The sequence below is a fragment of the Romboutsia sp. 1001285H_161024_C4 genome, from assembly GCF_015550185.1.
GTDB lineage: Bacteria > Bacillota > Clostridia > Peptostreptococcales > Peptostreptococcaceae > Romboutsia_C > Romboutsia_C hominis.
Genome location: NZ_JADNAJ010000003.1, coordinates 267,274 through 293,173, shown reverse-complemented (window position 1 = coordinate 293,173; position 25,900 = coordinate 267,274). Strand labels below are relative to the sequence as shown.

The following is a 25,900-nucleotide window of genomic DNA, read 5'->3' as shown; positions in this document are numbered from 1 at the left end:
AGCTCAAAAAAGAATTTTTGATTAGCGGACGAAGTCGTTTGAGTAACATGAGCGAATCAAATTTTTTAAATACATATAAAAAATAAAAAATAGATATATAACATAAGATAATATTGATAAAAAATAAAATAATACAAAAGGAGATAAATATGAAATTTAAAAGAAAGATAATAGGTGCTTTAAGTATAATTATGACCATAAGTTTAATTGGATGCTCAAAACCATCTAAAAAACCAGAAGAAGTAAATGTTTCAGATAAAAAATATGAACAATTATTAGAAGAAGCTAAAGGGACTACTGTTAATTTCTATGGTTATGGTGGTAACGAAGTAATGAATAAATGGTTTGATACTTACATAATACCTCAAATGAAAGAAAAGTATGATATAACTTTAAAAAGAGTAGGTATGAATATAGATGAAATATTAAACAGTTTATTATCAGATAAACAAGCAAACAATTTAAAAGGAAATATGGATGTAGTTTGGATAAATGGAGAGAACTTTAAAACTGCAAAAGATAGTAATTTGTTATTAGGAAAATTTACTGAAAAACTTCCAAACTTTAATAAATATGTAGACACAGCTTCAAAAGATATAACTACAGACTTTGGGACAACAGTAGAGAATATGGAAGCACCTTGGGGTAAAGCACAATTTACAATAGTAGAAAATGCTTCTAAAGTAGATAAAGAAATTAAAAATACTAATGATTTAAAAGAAGTAATAATGAAAAATCCAGGTAAATTTACATATCCAGCACCTCCTGACTTTACGGGTAGTGCTTTTGTAAGAAACGTAATATACGATATAGTAGGATATGAAAATGTAAAAGATTTACCAGCAGATGAAACAAAGGTAAAAAAAGTAATTCAACCTGCTATTAACTATTTAAAAGAGATAAAACCATATTTATGGAATAAAGGTAAAACTTATCCTTCAACAACTTCACAATTAGATAATATGTATTCAGATGAAGAAGTTTATTTTACAATGACATATTCACCAAATGTAATACCATCTAAAATAGAAAGTAAAGAATTTAGTCCTGATACTAAGATAATAGAATTTGAAAAAGGAAATATAAGCAATACTCATTTCTTAACAGTACCATTTAATACTCAAAATCAAGCTGGTGCTATGGTTTTAATAGATTACTTAATGAGTATAGATGCACAAGGTTCTAAAACATTTAGCAAAAACTGGGGAGATTCAACAATATTAGATATGAACAAAATACCTAAAAGTGAAAAAGGTAAATTTAGTGATGAAATGATAGTAATAGAAAATGCTGTTCCAGAATTAAGAGCAGATCTTGTTCCAATAATAGAAAAAATATGGACAAAAGAGGTTTTAGAAAGTGAACAATAAAATAAAACCATATATACTCATAGCACCAACAGCTATACTTTTGTTATTTATAATGGGGTGTGGAATAATAAATTGTATATTACAAAGTTTAGGATACTTTCCACAAATAGGTTTTAATGAAATAAATTTTAGTTATTATAAAGAGATTTTAAGAGAGACTTCTTTTTTGAAGTCTCTTCTATTTAGTTTAAATACATCATTAATATCAAGCTTAATATCTGTAATACTTGGTGTTTTCTTAGCCTATTTACTAGCTCAAGATAAGTATTCAAACTTTAGAAATACCATACTAAACTTGCCAATGATAATTCCACATATAGTAGTAGTATTTTTTATGGTAACAATATTTTCTCAATCTGGAATAATATCAAGACTTTTATATAATTTAGGTATAATATCTGATTCATCACAATTTATAAATTTAATATCTGATAAAAATGGTATAGGAATAATACTTGTATATTTATACAAAGGAATACCTTTTGTAGCTATAACTACTTATAATATACTAAAAAATATAAATGAGAAGCTAGAGGTAGTAGCACTAAATTTGGGTGCTAGTAAATTACAAAGTTTTAGATACATAACTTTGCCACTTGCTATGCCATCTATAATATCTTCATTTATAATATTATTTACCTTTGCTTTTGGGTCATATGAAGTACCATTTTTAATAGGACCAACTACACCTAAAGCATTATCAGTATTAGCTTACAATAATTATATAAGCACGGATTTTAACCAAAAGGCATTATCTATGGTTATAAATATTATATTATCAGGCATAAGTTTTGTTTTATTAATAATATATAACAAAGTTTTTTCGAAGATGTATAAGTATAAATTATAGGTGAAATTATGAAAAGTAAAAAATTAATTTTATATATATTATTAATAGTACTTATAATACCAATTTCAATACTATTAATATGGACAATAACTAGTAGGTGGACTTATCCAAAGCTAATACCTACAGACTATTCTTTAAGAGGATTTGAATATATATTAAATACTTATAATATAAAAATATTAATTAACAGTATATTAATATCAATAATAGTGATATTAATAACAATTATAATAAGCATACCAGCAGCTAAGGCTATATCAATATATGAATTTAGAGGAAAAAAATTATTTGAAATTTTAGTGCTATCACCAATAATTGTACCTATGATATCTATAGCTATGGGGGTTCACATTACTTTTTTAAGAAATGGTCTAGCAAATAATATAATAGGAGTAATAATAATAAATATACTTCCTTGTATTCCTTATGCAGTAAAAATGATAGCGGATATATATAATTTAGTAGGAGACAAATTAGAAATACAAGCAAAGCTTTTAGGAGCAAATTCAATAAACACATTTAGATACATAACATTACCTTTAATATTTCCAGGAGTAATAGGTGCATCTAGTATGTGTTTTATAATTTCATTTAGTCAATACTTCTTAACTATGCTAATAGGAGGAGGTAATATAATTACATATCCTATGGTTATGTTTCCATATATACAAAGCGGAGATAGAACAGTAGCAGCACTATACAGTCTAGTATTTTTAATTGTAAGTATAGTAGTACTAATACTTGTAGAAGGAAAAATAAAAAAGTATTATTTAAATAATGAAAACAATTACTTTTTAGGATAAACCAATTTAAGGAGAATACAATGTCAAGTGTTAAAATAGTTAACTTAAATAAAAGTTTTAATAATATAAATGTGTTAAAAAGTATAAATTTATCAATAAATGAAGGCGAAATAATTTCTTTACTAGGACCATCAGGATGTGGTAAAAGCACTACATTAAATATAATAGCAGGAATACTTGATTTTGATAAAGGAGATATATTATTTGATGGAAATAGTATAAAAAATATACCCACAGGAAAACGAGACGTAGCCATAGTATTTCAAGATTATTTTTTATTTCCTCATATGAATGTATTTGAAAATATCGAGTTTGGACTTAAAATGAAAAAAATTAAAAAATGCGAACGTAATAAAAAAGTACAAGAATTAATAGACTTAGTAAAACTTAATGGATACGAAAAAAAGTACCCATCACAAATTTCGGGAGGTCAAAAACAAAGAGTAGCCATAGCAAGAAGTTTAGCGATAAATCCAAAGGTGCTGCTTTTAGATGAACCTTTTTCAAATTTAGATATAAACTTAAGACAAGAAATGAGAGAGTTTGTATTAAATTTACAAAAAAAATTAAAAATAACTACAATACTAGTAACTCATGATAAAGAAGAAGCTTTGATGATGAGTGATAAAATAGCAGTTATGGTAAATGGAGAAATAAAACAATTTGATACTCCAAAAAACTTATATGAAAAACCAAATAGTAAAGTAGTTGCGAATATATTTGGAGAAAGAAATTATATAAGTGGGAAAATATATAATGGATTATTTGAAAATGAATATGTTAAGCTAAGCTTAGATATTGATAAAAATGAAAGTTTAGATAATGTAGAACTTATGATATCTAAAGAAAATATAGAAATTAATAATGAAAATTATCCAAATGGAGTTATAGGAAAAATTAAAAAGAAAACATATTTAGGTGAAAATACAATTTATGAAATAGATATAAAAGACTTTATACTCAAGGTTAGTTCAAATAAGCATTTTTATGAAGTTAACCAAAATGTAAAAATAAACTTTAATTTAGAAAATGTAGTTTACTTTACTCAATAAAACTTGTTTATTATATATTAATATTGGATATAAATATAATGTAATTATAATATTAAATAATTATAAAGTTAATATATTAATAAATAAATTTAAAGGTTAGGAGAAATACATATGAAACTAGATATGGATAAATATTTACAAGTTAGAAAGGCTCAAGCACAGGGAGCTAGAACTATTGAAGAGCTTAAAAAGATGTCTGATATAAATATTGAAAACGAAGAAGAGCTTAAGGAAGTAGAGGCTCTTATAAAAAATGCATGTAAATGTAAGAATGTATCAATAGATACAATCGTAGAAGCAGTAAAAAATGGAGCTGACACTGTTGAAAAAGTTGGAGAAGTTACTAAAGCAGGTACTGGATGTGGAAGATGTAAAGGTATTATATCAAATATAATAGAAAATAAAAGATAACTAGTTTATAGTTATAAAAGGGGATATGTCTTAAGACATATCCCTTTTTAACTTAAATTATCTTAAAAAATTAAATTCATGAAATCTCTTGATCTAATGTAAGCACTTGAAATTAAGTTACTATAATATTATAATAATATAAAATACATATAGAGGTGATTAGATAAAATGAACAATTAATCTTATTCAAAATAACAATAATATAGTTTAATTAGGTTTTAAAACATCAAAAATAGATGTTTTATTAAGCTACCCTATAAACTACTTAAAGTTAAGAATAAGATTAAATGTTATAACTAAATTACTCAAATAAAAGCAATCATTGCTTTTATTTGCATGTCATAATATTTAAATATAATAACTTTCTTATCTTTTAAGTAGTAAAAAATACTATTTAAGTTGAGGAAGTTTTTTTATTTCCTCAACAAAGGAGAGGACAATTATGGCACAAATTAAAATAAATAATTTAAGTTTTCAATATGATAACCATGGAGATGATATATTTAAAAATGTATCCATAAATATAGATACAGACTGGAAGTTAGGATTAATAGGTAGAAATGGTCGAGGGAAAACAACTTTTTTAAAATTATTAAAAGGAGAATATAAATATAGTGGGCAAATAATAAGTCCAGTAAGCTTTGATTATTTTCCTATGAATGTAGAGAATGACAATCAAGTAGCTTTAGAAGTTATGAGAGAAGCAATAGCACCGTTCACTAAATGGGAAAAAGAACTAAAAGAATATTCAAGTGATATTAAATATATAAAAGAATATGGAGAAGTGTTAGATAAATTTATAAGCTATGATGGATATATTATTAATGAAATGATAGAAAAAGAAGTAAGAAAAATAGGATTAGGACCAGAAATACTAGATAGAAATTTTAAAACATTAAGTTCTGGTGAGCGTACAAAACTATTATTATCAGCATTATTTCTTAGAAAAAATAACTTTTTACTTATTGATGAACCTACTAACCATTTAGATTCAGAAGGTAGAGAATGTGTAGCAAAATATTTAAATAAGAAGAAGGGATTTATATTAGTTTCACATGATAGAAACTTTTTAGATGAAGTAATTAATCATGTTTTATCTATTAATAAAAGTAATATAGATATCCAAAAAGGTAATTACACTACATGGCAAGTAAATAATGATAGGCGAGATGAGTTTGAAAAATCAGAAAATGAAAAATTACTTAAAAACATTAAAAGACTTAAAATAGCAGCTAAACAAAAATCTAGTTGGTCTGATAAATTAGAGTCCACTAAAATAGGAGGTGGTCCTGTAGATAGAGGATATATTGGGCATAAAGCATCAAAGATGATGAAAAGAGCTAAATGCTTAGAAAAGCGTCAAAATAAAGCTATAGAGGAAAAATCTAAATTGCTAAAAAATATAGAACAGGTAGAAAAACTCAAAATAGGGAATATAGAGACAAACTCAGATAAGTTGTTAGAGGTAGTAGACTTACAAATAGTATATCAAAAGGAAATATTTAAAAAACCAATAAGTTTTAAAATTAAACCAGGAGATCGTATTTGGATAAGAGGTAAAAATGGGTGTGGTAAATCAAGTTTAATAAAGCTATTAATGGGAGAAGAAATTAATTATACAGGCTATGTAGAAAAAGTAAGTAAGATATCATATGTTTCTCAAGAAACAAATTTTTTAAAAGGAAAAATTGAAGAGTTTTCAGCAGAAAAAGGAATAAATATACAGCATTTAAAAAGTAGCTTGAATCAAGTAGGTGTTACAAATATTCAATTTGAAAAGAATATAGAACAGTGGAGTGAAGGTCAAAAGAAAAAATTACTTATTGCTGCAAGTTTATGTGAAAAATCTCAACTTTATATTTGGGACGAACCCCTTAATTTTATTGATGTAATTTCGCGTATACAAATAGAAAATATGATTCTTGAAGAAAAACCTACTATGCTTTTTGTAGAGCATGATAAATGTTTTGGAGAGAAAATAGCTACTAAAATTATAGATATAATATAAAAAGAATATATTTTAAATATATTTAGTGTTGTATCATTTAATGGTAAATAAAATTAAATTATCAATAATTAAAAAAGATAGTGTTGTACTTTTGGGCACTATCTTTTTTATAATAATAAACTATTAAGAGGAACAAAATGTTCCTCTTAATATAACGGGTTTAATTATTTTTAATAATGAAAAGTATTTTTTTAATATTTGAAAATATTTAAAGGTACTAATGATTTTAAAGTATAAAAATTTTGCTTTATATATCTAAATAGAAGTGATATAATTAATTTCTAATAAAAATAATATGTAAATGAGGGGGTCAACTATGGCAGAAAGTATTAATTATAAATACAAAAAGGATGTCTTGAGATTAGCCACATTTATAGGGCAATTAATGCTTAGTAATGGAGCAGAAACTTATAGAGTAGACGATACTGTAAAACGGATTTGCAAATCTAGAGGATTTTCTCATATAAATGTGTTTATGGCACCCAATACCATTATAGTTTCTGATGATAGATTTGATGGATATACATTTATGAAAGTAATAGAAAATAGGTGTATAAATTTAAATAAAATTGACTTACTAAATGAGTTTTCAAGAAAATTTGTTAACGATATAGATATGTCAATAGATGATGCAATAGCAGAATTAAAAAACTTAGAAGATAAATCACCGCATACACAAAGTGAGATAAATATATGGACTGCAATAGGTTCTTCTAGTTTTGCAGTATTAGTTGGAGGAGATAACGTAATAACATTTATGCTAACTCTTATAACATCGGTAATAGCTATGATTACTTATAATAAGGTAAAAAAAATAACACATATACCTGTTTTTGCAACACTAGTTTCATCTATAATTATAGGATTTTGTGGAATAGGTCTTGTAGAACTTGGTATATTAGATACACCAAAGATGTTAATAGTAGGATCTATAATGCCACTTTTACCAGGCGTACCTTTTATAAAAGCTATAAGGGATTTAGTATCAGGGGAGTTAATGTCAGGAGTAGGAAGAGCAATTGATGCAGGAGTTATTGCCACAGCTATTGCAGTTGGTGTTGGTATGTCAATGAATATATATGTAAAATGGGGAGGATTATTATAATGATTTGGATGCCAATGTATATACATATAATATTTTCATACTTAGCAGCAGTTGGTTTTGCAGTATTTTTAAATGCACCTAAAAAAACACTATACATATCTGGTTCTATAGGAATGATATCATGGACTATATATATAATTTTAATGAGAATCAATTTTGATATGATGAGTGCAAACTTTATAGCAGCGTCAATTGCAGCATTATTATGTGAAATATTAGCAAGAAAGATGAAAAAACCTACTATATTATTTGTAGTTCCAGGAATAATAACTTTAATTCCAGGTCTTGGATTATATAATACAATGTATTATGTTATAGAAGGAAATTTCCAAGAATCATTCACTACAGGAGCTAATGTTTTATTTGCAAGTGGTTCTATAGCCCTTGGTGTTATAGTAGTTTCTTCTTTATTTAGGACATATTATAAAAACTTAAGGAAAAATGAAAAAGTAGAGATTCATAAGGTTTCACAAATTAGCCAACAATAAAAATAGAATTAGTACTTTAAAGGTAATTAATTTGATATAATATTACTAAATATTAGTAAGACTATTGGAGGAAACAAATGTTTTTTATAATGGGTGTAAGTCAAGAAGAGAAAAAACTAGACTTTGATGAATTTACTATATGTAAATGCTGTGGAAAGTATGGACATGTAGAAGTATATATATCATATTGGTATTTTATGTTTTTCTTCATACCTCTTTTTAAATGGAACAAAACATACTTTGTCAAAATGACTTGCTGTAACAAAATAGGAAAGTTAAATAATGAAATTGGAAGAAAAATCGAAAAGAAAGAAAAAGTATCTTTAGATTTAGATAATATAGAATTTATTGATTTAGAAGATAGAAATTATTTTAATTATGATAAATCTGAAGAAATTAACAAATCTATAGAAGATTTAGAATTTGAGAAAAAGAAGATAGAACAAGGAAAAAAAGAAAAGGCTATAGAAATAGCAAAGGAATTATTAGATGTATTACCTATTGAAGTGATAGCACAAAAAACTGGACTTACTATAGAAGAAATAAAAAACTTAAAAAAATAAAGAAGATGGCATTGTGAAATATGATGCCATCTTTTTATTATTTAAGTTTTTATATTTTATTATAACTGTTAATAAATATACTAATTTAAGGGGTAAATTATATAATTTATTCTAAAGCCAGATTATCGTTACATGTTTTTTTAGATTTTTTCTTATTATCTTTTACATATATTATTGCAATTATTAATCCGATTACTACTAATATAGTAGCAATTCTAAATGCAGCATCCATTCCTTTTATATCAGCAAGAACTTGAGACGTATTTAAACTACTATTTGATACATGTGTCATTATAGATATAAGCATAGATGCGCCTATTGCCCCAGAAACTTGTCTAAGTGTAGAGCTTATAGCACTACCATCTGCCAGTTCAGATTGTTTAAGTGAATTAAGTCCCCAAGTTGTAACTGGCATTAATAAAAATGTTATTCCGAGCATTCTAAACGAATACATAATAGTTAATGTTAAAATAGACGTTGTTTCACTTAAGTTTGAAAATGCAAATGTACCTATTCCCAAACATAAAAATCCTGATAAAACTGGGATTCTTGCTCCATATTTATCAAGCATACGTCCTGATACTGGACTTAATATAGACATAAGTATTGAACCTGGAAGCATCATTAATCCTGGTATCATTGCGGACATTTTTCTTGCTGATTGTATATATAAAGATAATATCATAGTTGCAGATGTAAATGCTCCATAAGTAATCATTAGCAATATAACTGATACTACAAACTGTTTACTTTTAAATACTCTAAGGTTTAAAAGTGGTACATCAACCTTGTATTGTCTTATTGTAAATAATATAAGTGATATAATTCCAATTACTATTGGTACATATGTTATAGGATTTAATATTCCATATGATCCAACATTAGAAACTCCTGTTAATAATCCTCCAAACCCGAAAGTTGATAATATTAGTGATATGAATTCAAGTTTAGATTTTTTAATTTCTGTAATATTTTTTAATGTAAAGTGTGCAAATATCATATCTAATACTGCAATAAAAGCTAGAACATAAAATAAAACTCTCCATCCAAAGTTATCTATTACATACCCAGCTAATGTTGGTCCTATTGCTGGAGCAACACCAACAACAAAACCATACATACCCATGGCAGCTCCTCTTTCTTCCTTAGGGTATAGGTTTAGCATTGCAACTTGAACTAATTGCATTATTATTCCGGAAGCCATCGCTTGAAAGACTCTAGACACAACTAGCAATGAAAAGTTTTTTGTAAATATAGATATCGTACATCCAATAGAAAATAGCAACATAGCACTAATATATAGCTTTTTAGTTGAGAAATTACTTATTAAATATGCAGTTGAGGGTATCATAATACCTAAAACAAGCATATAAATTGATGTTAGCCATTGAGCTGTATCTGCATTTACAGAAAAATCATGCATTATACTAGGTAGTGCTGAAGTTAGTACAGTTTGATTAAGCCCTGTTAAAAATGAACCTAGCATTAGCGCTGAAACTATTAAATTCCTTAATCTTTTATTCTCCATTTATTATTTCATCTCCTAACTTAGATATCAATCTATTTAATTTAGCTGCATATTCTTTTAGAGAATCTTGCTTTTCTAAGTATGCTATCATAGCATGCATAGTCAATGAATTATAATTACCTAAATTAAATTCTTCTTCTATTTTTGTAATTGCTTCAGATAGTTTTTCGTTTTCATTTAATTTAATACATTCTTTTATAGAATATACTACATTTAAAAAAACATCTTTTAGAGAATCTTTATAATTGCTTTCACCAATTTCATCTATAGAGTAAAATATATTTTCATTTATAATACTTTTGTTGTATCTTAGATTTTTTATATTTAAATCTATTTGTCTAGTTATAAATTCAAAAATATATTCTTCACTAATATTTCTTTTATTCATTTTCATTACAAGATTAAATTCATGAATTAAGCTATCTATAACAAATAATAACTCCCATATAAAAGGAGTTATTTCTTCACCATAAATTAATATTAAAGGGGTCTTATAACAGTTTATTATATTAGATCTTAAGTTATTTCTTATCTCTATTAAAGAATTACCCTTAATTTCTGAAAATTCTCCTAGAATGTGTGCATTAAAAGAATAGTTATATTTAAGATAATCAGATACAAGTTTTATTTTTTCTTTTAATTTTTCATGTGGTGTTTTTGTATTATCTGTGTCTATCAATATAGATGCATTAGAAAATTTTTTATTAGAATAGATTAACATTTCCCAAACTAAATCTTCTTTAGTCGCAAAATACTTATAAAATGTAGATTTAGATATCTTACATTCTTTTACAATATCATCTATTGATGTATATTTTAATCCTTGTTTATTAAAACATTTTTGAGCCACTTGCATAATAACTTCTTGTTTACTACTCATAAATCACCTCTTAGAAACTAATAGTACTGATTAGTACTTATTGATACTTTATAGTACTATTATGTATATTTTTATTATTTTTGTCAAGTAACAGGGCCAATATTCTTAAGGAGTTAATCTTATATACATAGCAATCGGGAGTGGAATAGATGAAATTAATTATAAAATAAACAACTAAAAAATTAGTTATACTACTACTTAAATATACAAATAACGATATAGCATATAAGATTACCAGCCAAAGGATAAATAATGGATAATACTAGACCTACAAGTATGCCTTAATTTAAGTAAAACGTATGGTAAAGTGAATTAAAAGAAAATATTTATCTATAGCAGTGAATAAAGACAAATTTATAGATGGTATTTTAAAGGATATAGGAAAATATGAATGCAATTGTTGATACAACCCCATAGAATGCACACCACTAGTACAAAATGAAGAATCACAAGAATCAAATGGAATCTAGGTAGACATAAGTATAGTATTGAAGAAATATAAAAATATAAAAGGTATATTCCTAGTAGATATAAAATACTTAAATTTTTAACACATGATTATCACAGAAATTCGCTCGTAAATTTATATTATTATTAATATTTAATTATATAAAAATTAATAATAATAATTTATTACCATAATCTTATTATGTTAACTACTATTTAAATTAGAAATAAAAAATAAAAGTGTTTTAAATTAATATATAGGAGTATAATTACAAGTAAGAATAATACATAAATAATAGTTATTAAAAGTATAAATATATATATAATTATTGAAGAAAGAAGGTCTAAAATTGACTAAAGAGGAATTAAAAATACTTCAAATGTTTGAAAATCCAACTATATATGAGGTTAAAATAATTATAGAAGAAACTAATATAGATTTAGAAACTATAATAGCCTATTATAGAGGTGGACTAGATGAAAGTTTATTATGTGAGAATATACATAGACAAAAAAGAAGTAGAAATAGTTAATGTAAAATATATAATAATTATGATTAAAATATCCCATATAAGTTTTGCTTATATGGGATATTTTAAAGTGCATCTAACATTAAAAAACTTAAATAACAAATATGGATATATAAAGAGAAATTTGTATACAAATCTTAAAAAATGAAATTTTTATATGATATAATAAATATATGGTAAAATATGTAAAATAGGGGGGTGAAATTATGGTTAATGCTAGTTTTAGGCAATTAGAAATAGGGCAAAGGATAAAAATAAAATCTAATGTATATAAAATAATTTCTTATATAGTATACAAAGATGAAGAAGGTTCAACTTTTATAGAATACGAAATTTTAAGCGATAATAATAGCGTATTATGGTTAAGTGTTGGAATAAGTTATGATTATTTATATTTATTTAAAGAAACCCATCAAAAATCAGAAAACACATTATACAAGTCGGGATACAAATTAAAAGAAGACTTAAAAGCAGAAGTTACAAACTTTTATAAAGCAGATGTAGATTTATATGAAAAAGTAGTATTTAAAGAATATGAACATAAAGAATCTAAAAAAATATTTTCAGTAGAAATTTGGGAGGATGAAGTTACCTATTGTGAAAGCATTGAAGTAGATAATATAGAAATACTACAAGATGATTACATAGAAGAAAACAATCCTAAAAAAGAACAGAAAAAAGTGCAATATCTAAAATATGCTTTATTACTTTCAATACCTATAATTATATTAATAGTATATATGTTTATAAGTGATAAAAATTTTATACAAAACTACCTTAAAAATAACTCATCAAAATATACTTATTACACATCTATAACTTCAGATGCTAATAGTAAACTAAAAGCAGATGTATATTATACATCTATGTCCATGGATGAATCAGCAAAAGATATAATAGATAAAGCAACAACTTTAATAGAAGAAGTTCAAAGTAGTGATGATGAGTATAGTGTGGCTATACTTACAAAGGATGAATATGCTGTAGTTTATATAGGGATGGATGATAAGACATATATACAAGTATGTCCTAGAGAATATATGTATGTTAGCAACAATGATCTATATAATACAAGTCACTCTTCATCAAATGTATATTATAGAGATTTTTATTATACATTTGGATATAGAAATGACTACAGCAAATACAAAAGAAGAATATCTCCATTTAATACTTATAAAGGAAACATAGTCTCTCAAGATTTTAATAATAAATACAGAGAACTACAAACTTCAAATCAAAGTGTTAAAAGAGGTAGTGTATTTTCAAGAACATCATCTGGTGGTGGACTTAGTAGTGGTAAATAATAGGAGGAATATATGGAAGGTATTTTAGGAACGATAATCTATTCAGTAATAGGTTTTATACTTATGTTAGTTGGAAACTTTTTAGTAGACTTGGCTATACCTTGTCACTTTCCAACAGAAATAAAAAGAGGAAATAAAGCAGTAGGATATATAAGTGCAGCATCATCAATAGCAGTAGGAATACTTTTAAGAAGTGTTATAGCATCTCCAGTTAATCAAAATACAAATACAACAATACTACAAGATTTAACTTCAACAGTTATATACTTTGTACTTGGAATAGTACTTTGTATATTAGGTTACTTATCAATGTTAGTATTTAATAAAAAATATAACCTAAATGAAGAAATTGGAAATGGAAATAGTGCAGCAGGACTTATGGTTTCAGGAATATTTATAGGTCTTGCTATACTAATTAGTGGTGCTATACAGTAATGGTAAATAATAAATTTAATTACAAGATTTTAATGCTTACAACACTTATAATATCAGGCTGTTCGATAGTGTATGAACTTTTAATAAGTGCTGTAGGCTCATACTTATTAGGAGATAGTATAAAGCAGTTTTCTATAACAATAGGGCTTTATATGTGTGCTATGGGAGTAGGTTCTCATATTTCAAAATATGTTAAAAAGAACCTATTTGACTTTTTTGTATTTGTTGAAATAGCTGTCGGTATACTAGGAGGAATATCTTCATTAATACTATTTTTATCCAATGTATATATAGCTTCTAGTGAATTTATTATGTATATACAGATAGTTCTAATAGGAACTTTAGTAGGACTTGAAATTCCTATACTTACAAGAATTATAGAGGAAAATTGTGATAATTTAAGAGTAACTTTATCAAATGTATTTAGCTTTGATTATATAGGAGGACTTATCGGCTCACTTTTATTCCCATTATTTTTACTTCCTACTTTAGGGTATTTTGCTACATCTTTTTTAGTGGGAACGATAAACATAGTAATAGCTATAGTTATAATTCATAATTATAAAAGTTATATAAAAAATATTGAAACGTTTAAGATAGTCTCATATATATCATTAGTATTTATGTTTTTAGGAGTATTATATTCTGAAAATATATCTCAAAGTATTGAAAATTCACTATATCGTGATAGAGTTGTATTATCAAATCAAACGCAGTATCAAAAGATTGTTATGACAAGACACAAGGATGATTTAAGGTTATATTTAAATGGGAACATACAGTTTTCATCTAAAGATGAATATAGATATCATGAAGCATTAGTTCATATACCTATGGGAATAGTTAAAAATCATGAAAATGTATTGATACTAGGCGGAGGAGATGGACTTGCAGTTCGTGAGTTATTAAAGTATGATGATATTAAAAATATTACTTTAGTTGACATAGATAAAGAGATGGTAGATTTGTGTAAAACAAACCCACTTATAACTGAGATTAATAAAAACTCTTTATCTAGTGAAAAAGTAAATTTGGTATATGAAGATGCTTTTGAATTTTTAGAAAATACTAAAGAGGTTTATGATGTTATAATAGTTGATTTGCCAGACCCTAACAATGATAGTTTAAATAAATTATATACTAATATATTTTATAGACTATGTAAAAATGCATTAACTCAAAATGGAGTAATGACCGTTCAATCCACTAGCCCATATTACGCTAGAAAAGCATTTTGGAGTATAAATAAAACTTTAAAATCTGAGGATTTTAATGTATATCCATATCATGTGCAAGTGCCATCTTTTGGAGAATGGGGATTTAATCTTTCTTCAAAACAAGAGTTGAATTTGGATGATATTAAGGTTAATGTAAGTACCAAGTATTTAAACAAGGGTTCTATTGAGAGTATGTTCAATTTTGCACAGGATGAAGTTATCGATATTGAAAGTATTGATACTAATACTTTATCTCATCCTAAACTTATAAATTATTACGAAGAATCGGTTAAAAATTGGAAATAGTACGGGAGGAGTTTATGTCTATTACATATGAATTTTTTTCCAAGTATTTAATATATTAATATGGATATTAATTCCTATTGCTATATATAAATTTATAAAAAAATATAAAGAAAAGAAAGTATTAATAAATAGTAAAATTTCTAATTTAGAGAAAAGAGTTAATGAATTAGAAAATAAATAGTATAAGTTTAATCATATAAAAATACCATTAGCATAAATTTATGTTGATGGTATTTTTTTTATTCTAAGTATATAGAAAACATAAGTTAATTAATTTTATAAAAATAAAAAGTTGCTATAAATATATTTAAAATTTTTACCTTATATTATGTATTATTATTTTAGTAAAAGTTAAGATGGTATTCTTTTGAATTACTTCATATTTATTCGAGATAAAAGAATATACAGCAATCCAAAAGAATATATAGGAATAGAGTGAGAGTTAAAAATATTAGAAACTATAAAAGATAATTAGAAATATATATTTAATATCTTCAAACATTAAGACTATAAGGGGAGGGAGAATATTGCCTGGTAAGAAACTTGTGCTAAACGAAAAGTGGTGCAAAAGTTGTGGAATCTGTGTGGAATTTTGTCCGAAAGATGTATTAAAACTAGAAAATAGTAAGGTACAAATACAAAAAGAAAAAGATTGTATTTTTTGTGGATTATGTGAACTTAGATGCCCAGATTATGCTATATATATAGCACAAACTTCTGAGGATTAAAGAGGTGAGAATATGTCTAGGAAAGTAAAGTTATTACAAGGAAATGAAGCTTGTGTACATGGGGCACTTTATGCAGGTATGAAATTTTTTGCAGGGTACCCTATAACACCATCTACTGAAATAGCAGAAATTTCATCGTTTATGCTTCCAAGAGTAGGAGGTAAGTTTATTCAAATGGAAGATGAAATAGCATCTATGGCTGCAACTATAGGAGGATCAATTGCAGGACTAAAATCAATGACAGCTACTAGTGGACCAGGTTTTTCTCTAAAGCAAGAAAATATAGGGTATGCATGTTTAGCTGAAGTACCATGTGTTATTGTTGATGTTCAAAGATGTGGTCCAAGTACAGGGCTTCCAACATCTCCAGCGCAAGGTGATTTAATGCAAGCTAAGTGGGGAACTCATGGTGACCATCCAATAATAGTATTATCTCCAATAAGCGTTAAAGACACATTTGATATGACAGTAAAAGCATTTAACTTTTCAGAAAAATACCGTACCCCAGTTATATTACTTTTAGATGAAGTTATAGGACATATGAGAGAAAAGGTAGAAATACCAGAAATAAATGAATTAGAAGTGATAGATAGAATAAAAGTTACAGCATCTAAAAAAGACTATAAGGCTTATGATTCAAATTGCTTGGTACCTCCTATGGCAAATTTTACAGATGGTTATAAATATCATGTAACAGGACTTATGCATGATGACGTAGGGTTTCCAACTAACAGCATAGAGAAAACAAAAATATTAATGGATAGACTTATAAGAAAGATAGAATGTAACTTAGATGACATATTAATATATGAGGAATATAAAACAAAAGATTGTGAAGAACTTATAGTTACTTTTGGATGTATGAGTAGATGTAGCAAAGATGCAGTAAATATACTAAGAGAAGAAGGCATAAAAGCTGGACTTTTAAGTATAAAGACGGTATGGCCATTTCCTGAAGAAAAGATGAGAGAAATAAGTAAGCAAGTTCAAAATATATATGTACCTGAATTAAATAGTGGACAAATAAGGTTAGAAGTAGAAAGGGTAAGTTCAAAAGACTGTAATATTTATGGAATCAACAAATATAATGGAGATATTATAACTCCAGAAGAAATTGTAGATAAAATATTGGAGGTAAAAAGATGCCTAGTACAGTCATAGAAAATAATTTTAGAATGGATAGACTGCCACATATATGGTGTCCTGGATGTGGTCATGGGATATTAATGAGATCTATAGCTGTAGCTATAGAAGAGTTAGGTCTTATTAAGGAAAATGTTTGTATAGTATCTGGTATTGGATGTTCATCAAGGGCATCTGGATATTTAAACTTTAATACACTTCATACTACTCACGGTAGAGCATTGCCATTTGCAACAGGTGTAAAATTTGCAAGTCCTAATATGCATGTTGTAGTTATAACTGGTGATGGTGACTGTAGTGCAATAGGAGGAAATCATTTAATACATGCTTGTAGAAGAAATATAGATATAACAGCAATAGTATTTAATAATAATATATACGGAATGACAGGCGGTCAATACTCTCCAACTACTAACACTAATGATTTATCCACAACATCACCATATGGAAATATTGACAGACCTTTTGATATATGTGAGCTAGCAATAGGAGCAGGAGCTACATTTGTTGCAAGGGCTACAGCATATCATGCAAAGCAAATGATAGATTATATTAAAAAAGGAATAAATCATAAAGGATTTTCTTTAATAGAAGGAATGAGTTTGTGTCCAACATACTATGGAAGAAAAAATAAGAAAGGGTCAGCAGTATCCTTAATGAATTTATTAAAAGAAAATTATTTAGATGTATCTATTAAAGATAAATTACCCAAAGAAAAATTAGAGAATAAATCATTTTATGGAGTATTTAAAGATAGTATTATGCCAGAGTATACTGAGGAATATGAAAAAATTTTAAATAAATTCAAGTAAGTATAAGGAGATTATATTATGAGAAAAGAAGTTAGGCTTAGTGGTTCTGGTGGTCAAGGACTTATTCTAGCAGGTGTTATACTTGCAGAAGGCTCTATACTTTCAAATCTAAATGCAGTACAAACCCAATCATATGGGCCTGAAGCTAGAGGGGGAGCTAGTAAGGCTGAAGTAATAGTAAGTGATGAAGAGATAAATTTTCCAAAGGTAAGAAAAGCTGACATGCTATTATGTTTAACACAAAAGGCATTTGATGAATATTATCACACAGTAAAAAATAATGGAATTATAATTTTAGATTCTTCTATTGATGAGAAAGATATAATTAATGATGATAAAATTAAGGTATTAAAATTACCTATTATATATACAAGCAAGTATGAATTAAAAAAAGAAATGGTAGCTAATATGGTAGCACTTGGAGTAATATGCAATATGATACCAGAAATAGATACAGAACAAGTAAAAAAATCTATGTTAAGTAGAGTTCCAAAAGGAACAGAAGAATTAAATGAAAAAGCTTTTGAAAGAGGAATTTCACTATCAAAATAAATTAAAAGTTTAATAAAATATTAAAATATTTTAATTTTATTAATTAGGTATAGGGGGGGAAGCTTATGACAAATAACAAAAATGAGATACAAGTAAACTTAAAAAAATGGGAAGAAAATAAGGTTAATAAGAGTTTAAGTAAATTTTCAGAAAGAAAAGAAATATTTACATTTGATACAGGAGAAGAAGTAAAAAGACTATATACACCAATTGATGTAAATATGGACTATGAAAAAGATTTAGGTTATCCAGGGCAATATCCATTTACAAGAGGTGTTCAACCTACAATGTATAGAAGTAAGTTTTGGACTATGAGAATGTATGCTGGATTTGCAACTGCTGAAGAATCAAACAAAAGATACAAATATTTAATAGAACAAGGTTCTATGGGACTTTCAGTAGCATTTGATTTACCAACTCAAATGGGATATGACTCAGATGATGATATATCTGAAGGTGAAGTAGGCAAAGTTGGAGTTTGTATAGATTCATTAGCTGATATGGAAATATTATTTGACTCAATACCACTAGATAAAGTATCAACATCGATGACTATAAATGCACCAGCATCAGTTCTTCTTGCAATGTATATAGCAGTAGCCAAAAAGCAAGGTGTAAGTGCTGATAAGTTAAGAGGAACTATTCAAAACGACATATTAAAAGAATATGTAGCAAGAGGAACTTATATATTCCCTGTAAAGCCTTCTATGAGGCTAATAACTGATATATTTGAGTATTGTTCAAAAGAGGTACCAAAATGGAACACTATAAGTATATCAGGGTATCATATAAGAGAAGCTGGAGCAAATGCAGTTCAGGAAGTAGCATTTACTTTAGCTGATGGTATAGCTTATGTTAATTCTGCTATAGAAGCAGGACTTAATGTTGATGATTTTGCGCCAAGATTATCATTTTTCTTTAATGCACATAATAATTTATTAGAAGAGGTTGCAAAGTTTAGGGCAGCAAGGAGATTATGGGCAAAAATAATGAAAGAAAGATTTAATGCACAAAATCCAAAATCATGGTCGCTTAAATTTCACACCCAAACGGCAGGTTGTACACTAACTGCACAACAACCAGAAAATAATATAGTAAGAGTAGCAATTCAAACATTAGCAGCAGTTCTTGGAGGAACACAATCACTTCATACTAATTCAAAAGATGAGGCATTAGCTCTACCAACAGAAGATTCAGTAAGAGTAGCACTTAGAACGCAACAAATAGTGGCAAATGAAAGTGGAGTAGCAGATAGCATAGACCCACTAGCTGGTTCTTATTATGTAGAAAGCTTAACTAATAATATAGAACAAAAGGCTTTAGAATTAATAAATAAAATAGACAACTTAGGAGGAGCACCACAAGCCATAGAAAAAGGATTTATTCAACAAGAAATAATGGATAGTGCATATAGATATCAAAAAGAAATAGAAAATAATGAAAGAATAATAGTTGGAGTAAATAAATTCCAGATAGAAGAAGAAGCTCCAAAGGGACTTCTCAAGGTTGATCCTATGGTTGGTGAAAGACAAAAAGAAAAGATAAGAAAATTAAAAGAGAGTAGAGATAATGAAAAAGTACAAAAAAACTTAGAAGCTTTAAGAAAAGCTTGTAACTCCAATGAAAATATAATGCCATATATACTAGATGCAGTAGAAAGTTATGCCACATTAGGGGAAATATGCAAAGTTATGAGAGCTGAATTTGGTGAATATAAACAAACGGTAATGATATAGTGATTTAAGGAGGAATACAAATGAGACCAATAAGAGTATTAGTTGCAAAACCAGGCTTAGATGGACATGACAGGGGAGCTAAAGTAATAGCTAGAGCACTAAGAGATGCAGGGATGGAAGTTATATACACAGGCCTTCGTCAAACTCCATATCAAATAGTTCAAGCTGCAATCCAGGAAGATGTAGATGTTGTGGCTATGAGCATACTATCTGGTGCACATAATCATTTATTACCAAAGGTCGTAGAATTATTAAGATCTGAAGAGGCAGACGATATTTTGGTAATAGGTGGAGGCGTTATTCCAGAAGAAGATATACCTTTTTTAAAAGAAAAAGGTATAGCACAAATTTTTACACCAGGAACTCCAACAACAGTTACTATAGAGTTTATAAAAGAAAATCTCAAAAGAGAATTATAATAAAGGTGAAATTATGAGTGATATAGTAAAAAAAGTTATAGAAGGTAAAAAAAGGGATTGTGCTAGGCTTATTACTATTGTAGAAAATGAAATAAATGGATATGAAAAGTACCTAAAAGAAATATATAAATATACTGGAAGGGCTTATATAGTGGGAATAACAGGCCCTCCCGGTGCAGGAAAATCTACAATGACGGATAAGTTAGTAAAACACATAAGAAGTAAAGGAAACAAAGTCGGTATAATTGCAATAGACCCAACAAGCCCTTTTACAAAAGGAGCAATACTTGGAGATAGAGTAAGAATGAATGATTTAAGCTTAGACAAAGGTGTATTTATAAGGTCTATGGGGACAAGGGGTAGCCTAGGTGGTCTATCAAATGCAACACAATCTGCTGTAAAAATACTTGATGCTTATGGGTGTGACTTTATATTTATAGAAACTGTAGGAGTTGGGCAATCGGAAATCGATATAGTAAAAAACTCTGACACTACACTTATGATTATGGTTCCAGGTCTTGGAGACGATATACAAGCAATAAAAGCTGGTGTTATGGAAATTGGAGATGTATTTGTTATAAATAAGGCTGATAAGGATGGAGCGAAAAAAACAGCCTTAGAAATAGAAATGATGCTTGATTTTAAAAAAGATTGGAAATTTAGACCACCGGTAAACTTATGTGTAGCAGAAACTGGAGAAGGTATAGATACTACTTTTAAAAATATAATAAAGCATAAAAATTATTTAGAAAGTAGTGGCGAACTAACTAAAAAAAGATTTGAGCGAAACAAATTAGAAGTAAAAGAATTAGTACAAAGAAAGATTTCAAAGCTCGTTAAAGAACTAGAATATACAAACGAAGTCAATGAGCTTTTAGATAAAACTATAACTAAGGAAATAGATATATATTCGCTTAGCGATATATTAGTTGAAAAGATAATTAATGATTAGGAGGAAACTATGGAAATATTAAAAGTAGATCATGTGGGGATAGCTGTAAATAACCTAGAAGAAAGTTTAAAATTTTATGAAGATGTATTAGGAATAAATTGTGAAGGTACAGAAATTATAAATGAACAAAAAGTCAGAGTAGCATTTTTACCAGTTGGAGATACTGAACTTGAATTACTAGAATCAACTACTGAAGATGGACCTATAGCTAAATTTATAGATAAAAATAATGGACGCGGTGGAATACAACACGTAGCAATAAGAGTAGATAATATAGAAAAAGCAATAGAAGAAGTTAAAGCTAAAGGGTATAAAATGATAGATGAAGTACCGAGATATGGAGCAGGAAATGCAAAAATAGCTTTCTGTCATCCAAAAGGAACTGATGGAGTGTTACTTGAGCTAAGCGAAAGAAAATAAAATTTGCTTTACCATTTAATACATTAACTAAAGTTTTGGGGGTGGTTTTGTGTCACAAGAAAAGTTAAATCTACTTTATGAAAAAAGAAGTAAGATAGAACTAGGAGGTGGGCAAAAGAGAATAGATAAACAACATGCATCAGGAAAATTAACTGCAAGAGAAAGATTAAATTTATTATTTGATGAAAATACTTTTGTTGAATTAGATGCATTTGTAAAACATAGATGTTCAAATTTTGGTATGGAAAAACAAGAAGTACCAGGTGAAGGTGTAATATGCGGATATGGTAAAGTTGAGGGGAGATTAGTTTGTGCATTTGCACAAGATTTTACAGTACTTGGTGGGTCTTTAGGTGAGATGCATGCTAAAAAAATAGGCAAAGTTATGGATATGGCACTTAAAGTTGGAGCTCCAGTAGTAGGGCTTAACGATTCAGGAGGAGCTAGAATACAAGAAGGCGTTGATGCATTAGCTGGATACGGAGAGATATTTTATAAAAACACAATAGCATCGGGGGTAGTACCACAAATATCTGCAATTATGGGTCCTTGTGCAGGAGGTGCAGTATATTCACCGGCACTGACAGATTTTATATATATGGTAGATAAAACTAGTCAAATGTTTATAACAGGTCCACAGGTTATAAAAACAGTAACAGGTGAAGAAGTTAGTGCTGAAAGTTTAGGTGGAGCATCTACTCATAATACTACTTCTGGAGTAGCTCACTTTATAGCAAATAACGATGAGGATTGTATACAACAAATAAGAAAACTGCTTAGTTTTTTACCATCAAACAACTCAGAGAAAGCTCCAATAATAGATACAATAGATGATGCCAATAGAAAAAATGATATATTAAACAGCATAATTCCAGATGATGCCAAAAATCCATATGATATGAAAGAAATAATATATGAAATAGTAGATGAGTGTGATTTCTATGAAGTCCAACCATATTTTGCACAAAATATGATAACTGGATTTGCAAGAGTAAACGGAGAAAGTATTGGTATAATTGCAAATCAACCAAAAGTTATGGCAGGATCACTTGATATAAATGCATCAGATAAAAGTGCAAGGTTTATAAGAACTTGCGATGCTTTTAATATTCCGATAATTACATTAGTAGATGTACCAGGATTTTTACCAGGAACATCTCAAGAGTATGGAGGGATAATAAGACATGGTGCAAAAATGCTTTATGCATATAGTGAAGCTACAGTACCAAAAATAACTTTAATAACTAGAAAAGCTTATGGTGGTTCATATCTTGCTATGTGTTCAAAAGATCTGGGAGCAGATATGGTACTTGCTTGGCCAAGTGCTGAAGTTGCAGTTATGGGACCAAGTGGTGCAGCAAATATAATATTTAAAAATGATATAAAAAATGCCCAAAATCCTAAAGAAATGAGAGAAGTTAAGATAAATGAATATAGTGATGAGTTTGCAACTCCATACAAAGCAGCAGAAAGAGGATATTTAGATGATGTAATAGAACCTGCATACTCAAGAGTAAGAATAGCTGATGCACTTGATACATTATCATCTAAAAGAGAAGAAAGACCGCCTAAAAAACATGGAAATATACCTTTATAGGAAGGTGGTAATATATGAATATTAGTCAATTATTAGAAACTTTAAAAGATCCTACAATAACATTATCAATAGGAGAAACATTATTAGCAGGTGTTAGTGTAGCATTACTGTCTATGAGCGTAGTTTTTATAATTTTATTAGTTATAACAGCTATAATAAAGTTACTTCAAAGTGAAAAATCACAAGCTAAGCTTAAGGATAGTACTGAGAAAGAAACTATGACAGAAAGTAATGAATTTAAAAAAGATGAAAGTATAGAAGAATTAGTATCCGTAATAACTGCAGCAATAGCAGCTTCAACTGGAAATAGTACAAATAATATAATAGTAAGAAAAATATCTAGGACTAATAACTCAAAAACAAATTGGGAAAGAATGACTAAAAGTACTACTAAATAAAGTAGCAGGGGGAGTTTAATAATGATAAAAAAATATAATATAACAGTTAATGGAAATACATATGAAGTAGAAGTAGAAGAACTAAGTAGCGTAGCGAGTCATATTTCAAAAGTACCACAAGCACAAAGTACACACCAAATAGATAAAGCATCTAAAGTACAAAATAAAGCTCAATCATCACCTAAAGCCTCAAATAGTTCTGGTCAAGTAAATGCTCCAATGCCAGGAACTATATGCGATGTTAAAGTCAAAGAAGGAGATAGTGTAAAAAAAGGTCAAGTTTTATTAATACTTGAAGCTATGAAAATGGAAAATGAAATAATGGCAGATTCTGACGGAACAGTTACATCTGTTAATGTTTCAAAAGGAGCATCTGTAAGTGTTGGAGATATACTTTTATCTATAAAATAGTACTTTAGATTATAATAAAACTACAAATACTTTATATTACATATAATTTGAGCAAAAGATTAAGATAGAGGAGAGTTTTTATAGTACGTAAAATCAAACTTATCAGAATAGGGAAAATTACAATTTCCTAGAATAGAAAAAGGGGGACTTACCCGTGATAGAAGTTATAAATAATTTTATTTCATCTATGGGGATTGTTAATATATCATGGCAACAAATAATTATGATTTTTATTGCTTGTATTTTATTATATTTAGCAATAGCAAAAGAATTTGAACCATTATTATTAGTACCCATAGCTTTTGGTATGTTACTTACAAACCTTCCGTTGGCAGGTGTTATGAATGGGCCAATATCATCAATTAGTAATTTAGAATTAACAAATGAAGCTATAAATGGAACTATAAATACTAAATCACCAGGAGGACTTTTACATTATTTATATCAAGGTGCAAAGCTTGGAATATTTCCACCACTAATATTTCTAGGTGTAGGAGCATGCACAGACTTTGGGCCATTAATAGCAAATCCTAAAACCATGTTACTAGGAGCAGCAGCTCAATTTGGGATATTCTTTACATTTATAGGAGCATTACTCTTAGGGTTTACTGGGCTTGAAGCATCATCAATAGGAATAATTGGTGGAGCTGATGGACCTACTGCAATATACTTAACGACAAAGTTAGCATCTCACTTATTAGCACCTATAGCAGTTGCTGCATATTCTTATATGGCACTAGTACCAATTATTCAACCACCGATTATGAAAGCTTTAACAACTAAAGAAGAAAGAAGTATAGTTATGACACAATCAAAGTTGGTGTCTAAAAAAACAAAAATAATATTTCCAATAGCAGTAACAATAGTAGTATCACTATTATTGCCATCAGCAGCTACATTGATAGGACTTCTTATGTTTGGAAATTTACTTAAAGAGTGTATGGTTACAGATAGATTATCAGATACTGCAAGTAATGCTTTAATGAATATGATAACTATATTTTTAGGATTAGCAGTTGGAGCATCAGCAGAGGCAGAAATATTTTTAAGCATGCAAACTATAAAAATATTTGTACTTGGTATAATAGCATTTAGTATAGGAACTGGATCAGGTGTATTATTTGCAAAATTAATGAATAAATTTAGCAAAGATAAAGTAAATCCACTTATAGGAGCAGCAGGAGTATCAGCAGTTCCTATGGCTGCAAGGGTTGCTCATAAAGTAGCACAAGAAGAAAATCCAGGCAATTTCATACTTATGTATGCGATGGGACCAAATGTTGCTGGAGTTATAGGTTCAGCAGTAGCGGCAGGAATACTTCTTAGTTTATTTGGATAAATATATTTAGTAGACGAAGGATATCTCTAAAAGTTTTAAGAATTAAAAGAGATATCCTTTTTTAGTTAAAATATGGTATTTATATTTAATTGT

The 25,900-nt window shown here is 27.9% G+C and carries 27 protein-coding genes; 25 read left to right on the top strand and 2 right to left on the bottom strand.

The window, feature by feature from the left end; genetic code table 11:
• The first annotated feature begins 149 nt into the window (after positions 1-149).
• From I1959_RS08030 to I1959_RS07990, 9 genes are all read left to right on the top strand, one after another.
• Complete coding sequence (locus I1959_RS08030) at positions 150-1,370, top strand: ABC transporter substrate-binding protein (RefSeq protein WP_195237841.1); 1,221 nt, start codon at positions 150-152, stop codon at positions 1,368-1,370.
• Entirely contained in the window at positions 1,360-2,220 is an 861-nt protein-coding gene (locus I1959_RS08025) for an ABC transporter permease (protein WP_166505498.1), read from the top strand. Before I1959_RS08030 ends, I1959_RS08025 begins: the two co-directional genes overlap by 11 nt.
• 8 nt (positions 2,221-2,228) lie before the next feature.
• Positions 2,229-3,023 (top strand): ABC transporter permease, encoded by a 795-nt coding sequence (locus I1959_RS08020; protein WP_195237840.1) that lies wholly within the window; start codon positions 2,229-2,231, stop codon positions 3,021-3,023.
• A gap of 20 nt (positions 3,024-3,043) precedes the next feature.
• A complete protein-coding gene (locus tag I1959_RS08015) occupies positions 3,044-4,075 on the top strand; it encodes an ABC transporter ATP-binding protein (protein WP_166505496.1) in 1,032 nt (343 codons plus the stop codon).
• A gap of 111 nt (positions 4,076-4,186) precedes the next feature.
• A complete protein-coding gene (locus I1959_RS08010) occupies positions 4,187-4,486 on the top strand; it encodes a (2Fe-2S)-binding protein (RefSeq protein WP_092925629.1) in 300 nt (99 codons plus the stop codon).
• Positions 4,487-4,928: 442 nt separating this feature from the next.
• A complete protein-coding gene (abc-f, locus tag I1959_RS08005; RefSeq protein ID WP_166505495.1) occupies positions 4,929-6,494 on the top strand; it encodes a ribosomal protection-like ABC-F family protein in 1,566 nt (521 codons plus the stop codon).
• A gap of 316 nt (positions 6,495-6,810) precedes the next feature.
• The gene (locus I1959_RS08000) at positions 6,811-7,599 is read left to right on the top strand and encodes a threonine/serine exporter family protein (RefSeq protein ID WP_195237838.1); all 789 of its coding nucleotides are present in this window, start codon (positions 6,811-6,813) and stop codon (positions 7,597-7,599) included.
• Positions 7,599-8,087 carry a threonine/serine exporter family protein gene (locus I1959_RS07995; protein ID WP_195237836.1) on the top strand — a complete coding sequence of 163 codons (489 nt, stop codon included), beginning with the start codon at positions 7,599-7,601 and terminating at the stop codon, positions 8,085-8,087. The genes I1959_RS08000 and I1959_RS07995 overlap by 1 nt, the downstream gene beginning before the upstream one ends.
• Before the next feature lie 77 nt (positions 8,088-8,164).
• A complete protein-coding gene (locus I1959_RS07990; protein WP_195237834.1) occupies positions 8,165-8,650 on the top strand; it encodes a zinc ribbon domain-containing protein in 486 nt (161 codons plus the stop codon).
• Positions 8,651-8,756: 106 nt separating this feature from the next.
• Here the strand turns inward: I1959_RS07990 and I1959_RS07985 are convergent, their stop codons facing one another.
• Both I1959_RS07985 and I1959_RS07980 read right to left on the bottom strand, forming a co-directional pair.
• Entirely contained in the window at positions 8,757-10,178 is a 1,422-nt protein-coding gene (locus tag I1959_RS07985) for an MDR family MFS transporter (protein WP_195237826.1), read from the bottom strand.
• Entirely contained in the window at positions 10,168-11,058 is an 891-nt protein-coding gene (locus I1959_RS07980; protein ID WP_166505491.1) for a TetR/AcrR family transcriptional regulator, read from the bottom strand. Before I1959_RS07980 ends, I1959_RS07985 begins: the two co-directional genes overlap by 11 nt.
• Positions 11,059-11,855: 797 nt before the next feature.
• Between I1959_RS07980 and I1959_RS07975 the strand changes: the two genes are divergently transcribed.
• From I1959_RS07975 to I1959_RS07900, 16 genes are all read left to right on the top strand, one after another.
• Positions 11,856-12,038, top strand: coding sequence for a hypothetical protein (locus I1959_RS07975; protein ID WP_195237818.1), 183 nt, complete (start codon positions 11,856-11,858; stop codon positions 12,036-12,038).
• 203 nt (positions 12,039-12,241) lie between these two features.
• Positions 12,242-13,342 (top strand): DUF4178 domain-containing protein, encoded by a 1,101-nt coding sequence (locus tag I1959_RS07970; RefSeq protein ID WP_195237816.1) that lies wholly within the window; start codon positions 12,242-12,244, stop codon positions 13,340-13,342.
• A gap of 12 nt (positions 13,343-13,354) precedes the next feature.
• A complete protein-coding gene (locus tag I1959_RS07965) occupies positions 13,355-13,777 on the top strand; it encodes a DUF350 domain-containing protein (RefSeq protein ID WP_092925649.1) in 423 nt (140 codons plus the stop codon).
• Complete coding sequence (locus I1959_RS07960) at positions 13,777-15,300, top strand: polyamine aminopropyltransferase (RefSeq protein WP_092925651.1); 1,524 nt, start codon at positions 13,777-13,779, stop codon at positions 15,298-15,300. Before I1959_RS07965 ends, I1959_RS07960 begins: the two co-directional genes overlap by 1 nt.
• 527 nt (positions 15,301-15,827) lie before the next feature.
• On the top strand, positions 15,828-16,028 hold the full coding sequence (locus I1959_RS07955; protein ID WP_207733559.1) for a 4Fe-4S dicluster domain-containing protein: 201 nt from the start codon (positions 15,828-15,830) through the stop codon (positions 16,026-16,028).
• A 12-nt stretch (positions 16,029-16,040) separates the two neighbouring features.
• Positions 16,041-17,189: a 2-oxoacid:acceptor oxidoreductase subunit alpha gene (locus I1959_RS07950; RefSeq protein WP_166505489.1), complete on the top strand. Its 1,149-nt coding sequence runs from the start codon at positions 16,041-16,043 to the stop codon at positions 17,187-17,189.
• Positions 17,171-17,983: a 2-oxoacid:ferredoxin oxidoreductase subunit beta gene (locus tag I1959_RS07945; protein WP_195237814.1), complete on the top strand. Its 813-nt coding sequence runs from the start codon at positions 17,171-17,173 to the stop codon at positions 17,981-17,983. The genes I1959_RS07950 and I1959_RS07945 overlap by 19 nt, the downstream gene beginning before the upstream one ends.
• An 18-nt stretch (positions 17,984-18,001) precedes the next feature.
• Positions 18,002-18,535 (top strand): 2-oxoacid:acceptor oxidoreductase family protein, encoded by a 534-nt coding sequence (locus I1959_RS07940; protein ID WP_092925659.1) that lies wholly within the window; start codon positions 18,002-18,004, stop codon positions 18,533-18,535.
• A 65-nt stretch (positions 18,536-18,600) separates the two neighbouring features.
• Positions 18,601-20,271 carry an acyl-CoA mutase large subunit family protein gene (locus I1959_RS07935; RefSeq protein WP_195237812.1) on the top strand — a complete coding sequence of 557 codons (1,671 nt, stop codon included), beginning with the start codon at positions 18,601-18,603 and terminating at the stop codon, positions 20,269-20,271.
• Positions 20,272-20,291: 20 nt separating this feature from the next.
• The gene (locus I1959_RS07930; RefSeq protein WP_092925663.1) at positions 20,292-20,690 is read left to right on the top strand and encodes a cobalamin B12-binding domain-containing protein; all 399 of its coding nucleotides are present in this window, start codon (positions 20,292-20,294) and stop codon (positions 20,688-20,690) included.
• 13 nt (positions 20,691-20,703) lie between these two features.
• Positions 20,704-21,642, top strand: a complete 939-nt coding sequence (meaB, locus tag I1959_RS07925) for a methylmalonyl Co-A mutase-associated GTPase MeaB (RefSeq protein ID WP_166505486.1) — start codon at positions 20,704-20,706, stop codon at positions 21,640-21,642.
• Positions 21,643-21,651: 9 nt separating this feature from the next.
• Positions 21,652-22,062 (top strand): methylmalonyl-CoA epimerase, encoded by a 411-nt coding sequence (gene mce / locus I1959_RS07920; RefSeq protein WP_166505485.1) that lies wholly within the window; start codon positions 21,652-21,654, stop codon positions 22,060-22,062.
• Between the two features lie 49 nt (positions 22,063-22,111).
• The gene (mmdA, locus tag I1959_RS07915; RefSeq protein ID WP_166505484.1) at positions 22,112-23,659 is read left to right on the top strand and encodes a methylmalonyl-CoA decarboxylase subunit alpha; all 1,548 of its coding nucleotides are present in this window, start codon (positions 22,112-22,114) and stop codon (positions 23,657-23,659) included.
• Between the two features lie 14 nt (positions 23,660-23,673).
• Complete coding sequence (locus tag I1959_RS07910; RefSeq protein WP_166505483.1) at positions 23,674-24,057, top strand: OadG family protein; 384 nt, start codon at positions 23,674-23,676, stop codon at positions 24,055-24,057.
• Between the two features lie 21 nt (positions 24,058-24,078).
• The gene (locus tag I1959_RS07905; protein WP_207733558.1) at positions 24,079-24,468 is read left to right on the top strand and encodes a biotin/lipoyl-containing protein; all 390 of its coding nucleotides are present in this window, start codon (positions 24,079-24,081) and stop codon (positions 24,466-24,468) included.
• Between the two features lie 154 nt (positions 24,469-24,622).
• Positions 24,623-25,807: a sodium ion-translocating decarboxylase subunit beta gene (locus I1959_RS07900; RefSeq protein ID WP_166505482.1), complete on the top strand. Its 1,185-nt coding sequence runs from the start codon at positions 24,623-24,625 to the stop codon at positions 25,805-25,807.
• The last annotated feature ends 93 nt before the right edge of the window (positions 25,808-25,900 follow it).

Excerpts from the sequence above, each read along its gene's own strand:
- I1959_RS08030 (WP_195237841.1), top strand. The coding sequence starts at position 150 with ATGAAATTTAAAAGAAAGATAATAGGTGCTTTAAGTATAATTATGACC.
- I1959_RS08020 (WP_195237840.1), top strand. The coding sequence starts at position 2,229 with ATGAAAAGTAAAAAATTAATTTTATATATATTATTAATAGTACTTATA.
- I1959_RS08015 (WP_166505496.1), top strand. The coding sequence starts at position 3,044 with ATGTCAAGTGTTAAAATAGTTAACTTAAATAAAAGTTTTAATAATATA.
- I1959_RS08010 (WP_092925629.1), top strand. The coding sequence starts at position 4,187 with ATGAAACTAGATATGGATAAATATTTACAAGTTAGAAAGGCTCAAGCA.
- abc-f (WP_166505495.1), top strand. The coding sequence starts at position 4,929 with ATGGCACAAATTAAAATAAATAATTTAAGTTTTCAATATGATAACCAT.
- I1959_RS08000 (WP_195237838.1), top strand. The coding sequence starts at position 6,811 with ATGGCAGAAAGTATTAATTATAAATACAAAAAGGATGTCTTGAGATTA.
- I1959_RS07995 (WP_195237836.1), top strand. The coding sequence starts at position 7,599 with ATGATTTGGATGCCAATGTATATACATATAATATTTTCATACTTAGCA.
- I1959_RS07990 (WP_195237834.1), top strand. The coding sequence starts at position 8,165 with ATGTTTTTTATAATGGGTGTAAGTCAAGAAGAGAAAAAACTAGACTTT.
- I1959_RS07985 (WP_195237826.1), bottom strand. The coding sequence starts at position 10,178 with ATGGAGAATAAAAGATTAAGGAATTTAATAGTTTCAGCGCTAATGCTA.
- I1959_RS07980 (WP_166505491.1), bottom strand. The coding sequence starts at position 11,058 with ATGAGTAGTAAACAAGAAGTTATTATGCAAGTGGCTCAAAAATGTTTT.
- I1959_RS07970 (WP_195237816.1), top strand. The coding sequence starts at position 12,242 with ATGGTTAATGCTAGTTTTAGGCAATTAGAAATAGGGCAAAGGATAAAA.
- I1959_RS07965 (WP_092925649.1), top strand. The coding sequence starts at position 13,355 with ATGGAAGGTATTTTAGGAACGATAATCTATTCAGTAATAGGTTTTATA.
- I1959_RS07960 (WP_092925651.1), top strand. The coding sequence starts at position 13,777 with ATGGTAAATAATAAATTTAATTACAAGATTTTAATGCTTACAACACTT.
- I1959_RS07950 (WP_166505489.1), top strand. The coding sequence starts at position 16,041 with ATGTCTAGGAAAGTAAAGTTATTACAAGGAAATGAAGCTTGTGTACAT.
- I1959_RS07945 (WP_195237814.1), top strand. The coding sequence starts at position 17,171 with ATGCCTAGTACAGTCATAGAAAATAATTTTAGAATGGATAGACTGCCA.
- I1959_RS07940 (WP_092925659.1), top strand. The coding sequence starts at position 18,002 with ATGAGAAAAGAAGTTAGGCTTAGTGGTTCTGGTGGTCAAGGACTTATT.
- I1959_RS07935 (WP_195237812.1), top strand. The coding sequence starts at position 18,601 with ATGACAAATAACAAAAATGAGATACAAGTAAACTTAAAAAAATGGGAA.
- I1959_RS07930 (WP_092925663.1), top strand. The coding sequence starts at position 20,292 with ATGAGACCAATAAGAGTATTAGTTGCAAAACCAGGCTTAGATGGACAT.
- meaB (WP_166505486.1), top strand. The coding sequence starts at position 20,704 with ATGAGTGATATAGTAAAAAAAGTTATAGAAGGTAAAAAAAGGGATTGT.
- mce (WP_166505485.1), top strand. The coding sequence starts at position 21,652 with ATGGAAATATTAAAAGTAGATCATGTGGGGATAGCTGTAAATAACCTA.
- I1959_RS07910 (WP_166505483.1), top strand. The coding sequence starts at position 23,674 with ATGAATATTAGTCAATTATTAGAAACTTTAAAAGATCCTACAATAACA.
- I1959_RS07905 (WP_207733558.1), top strand. The coding sequence starts at position 24,079 with ATGATAAAAAAATATAATATAACAGTTAATGGAAATACATATGAAGTA.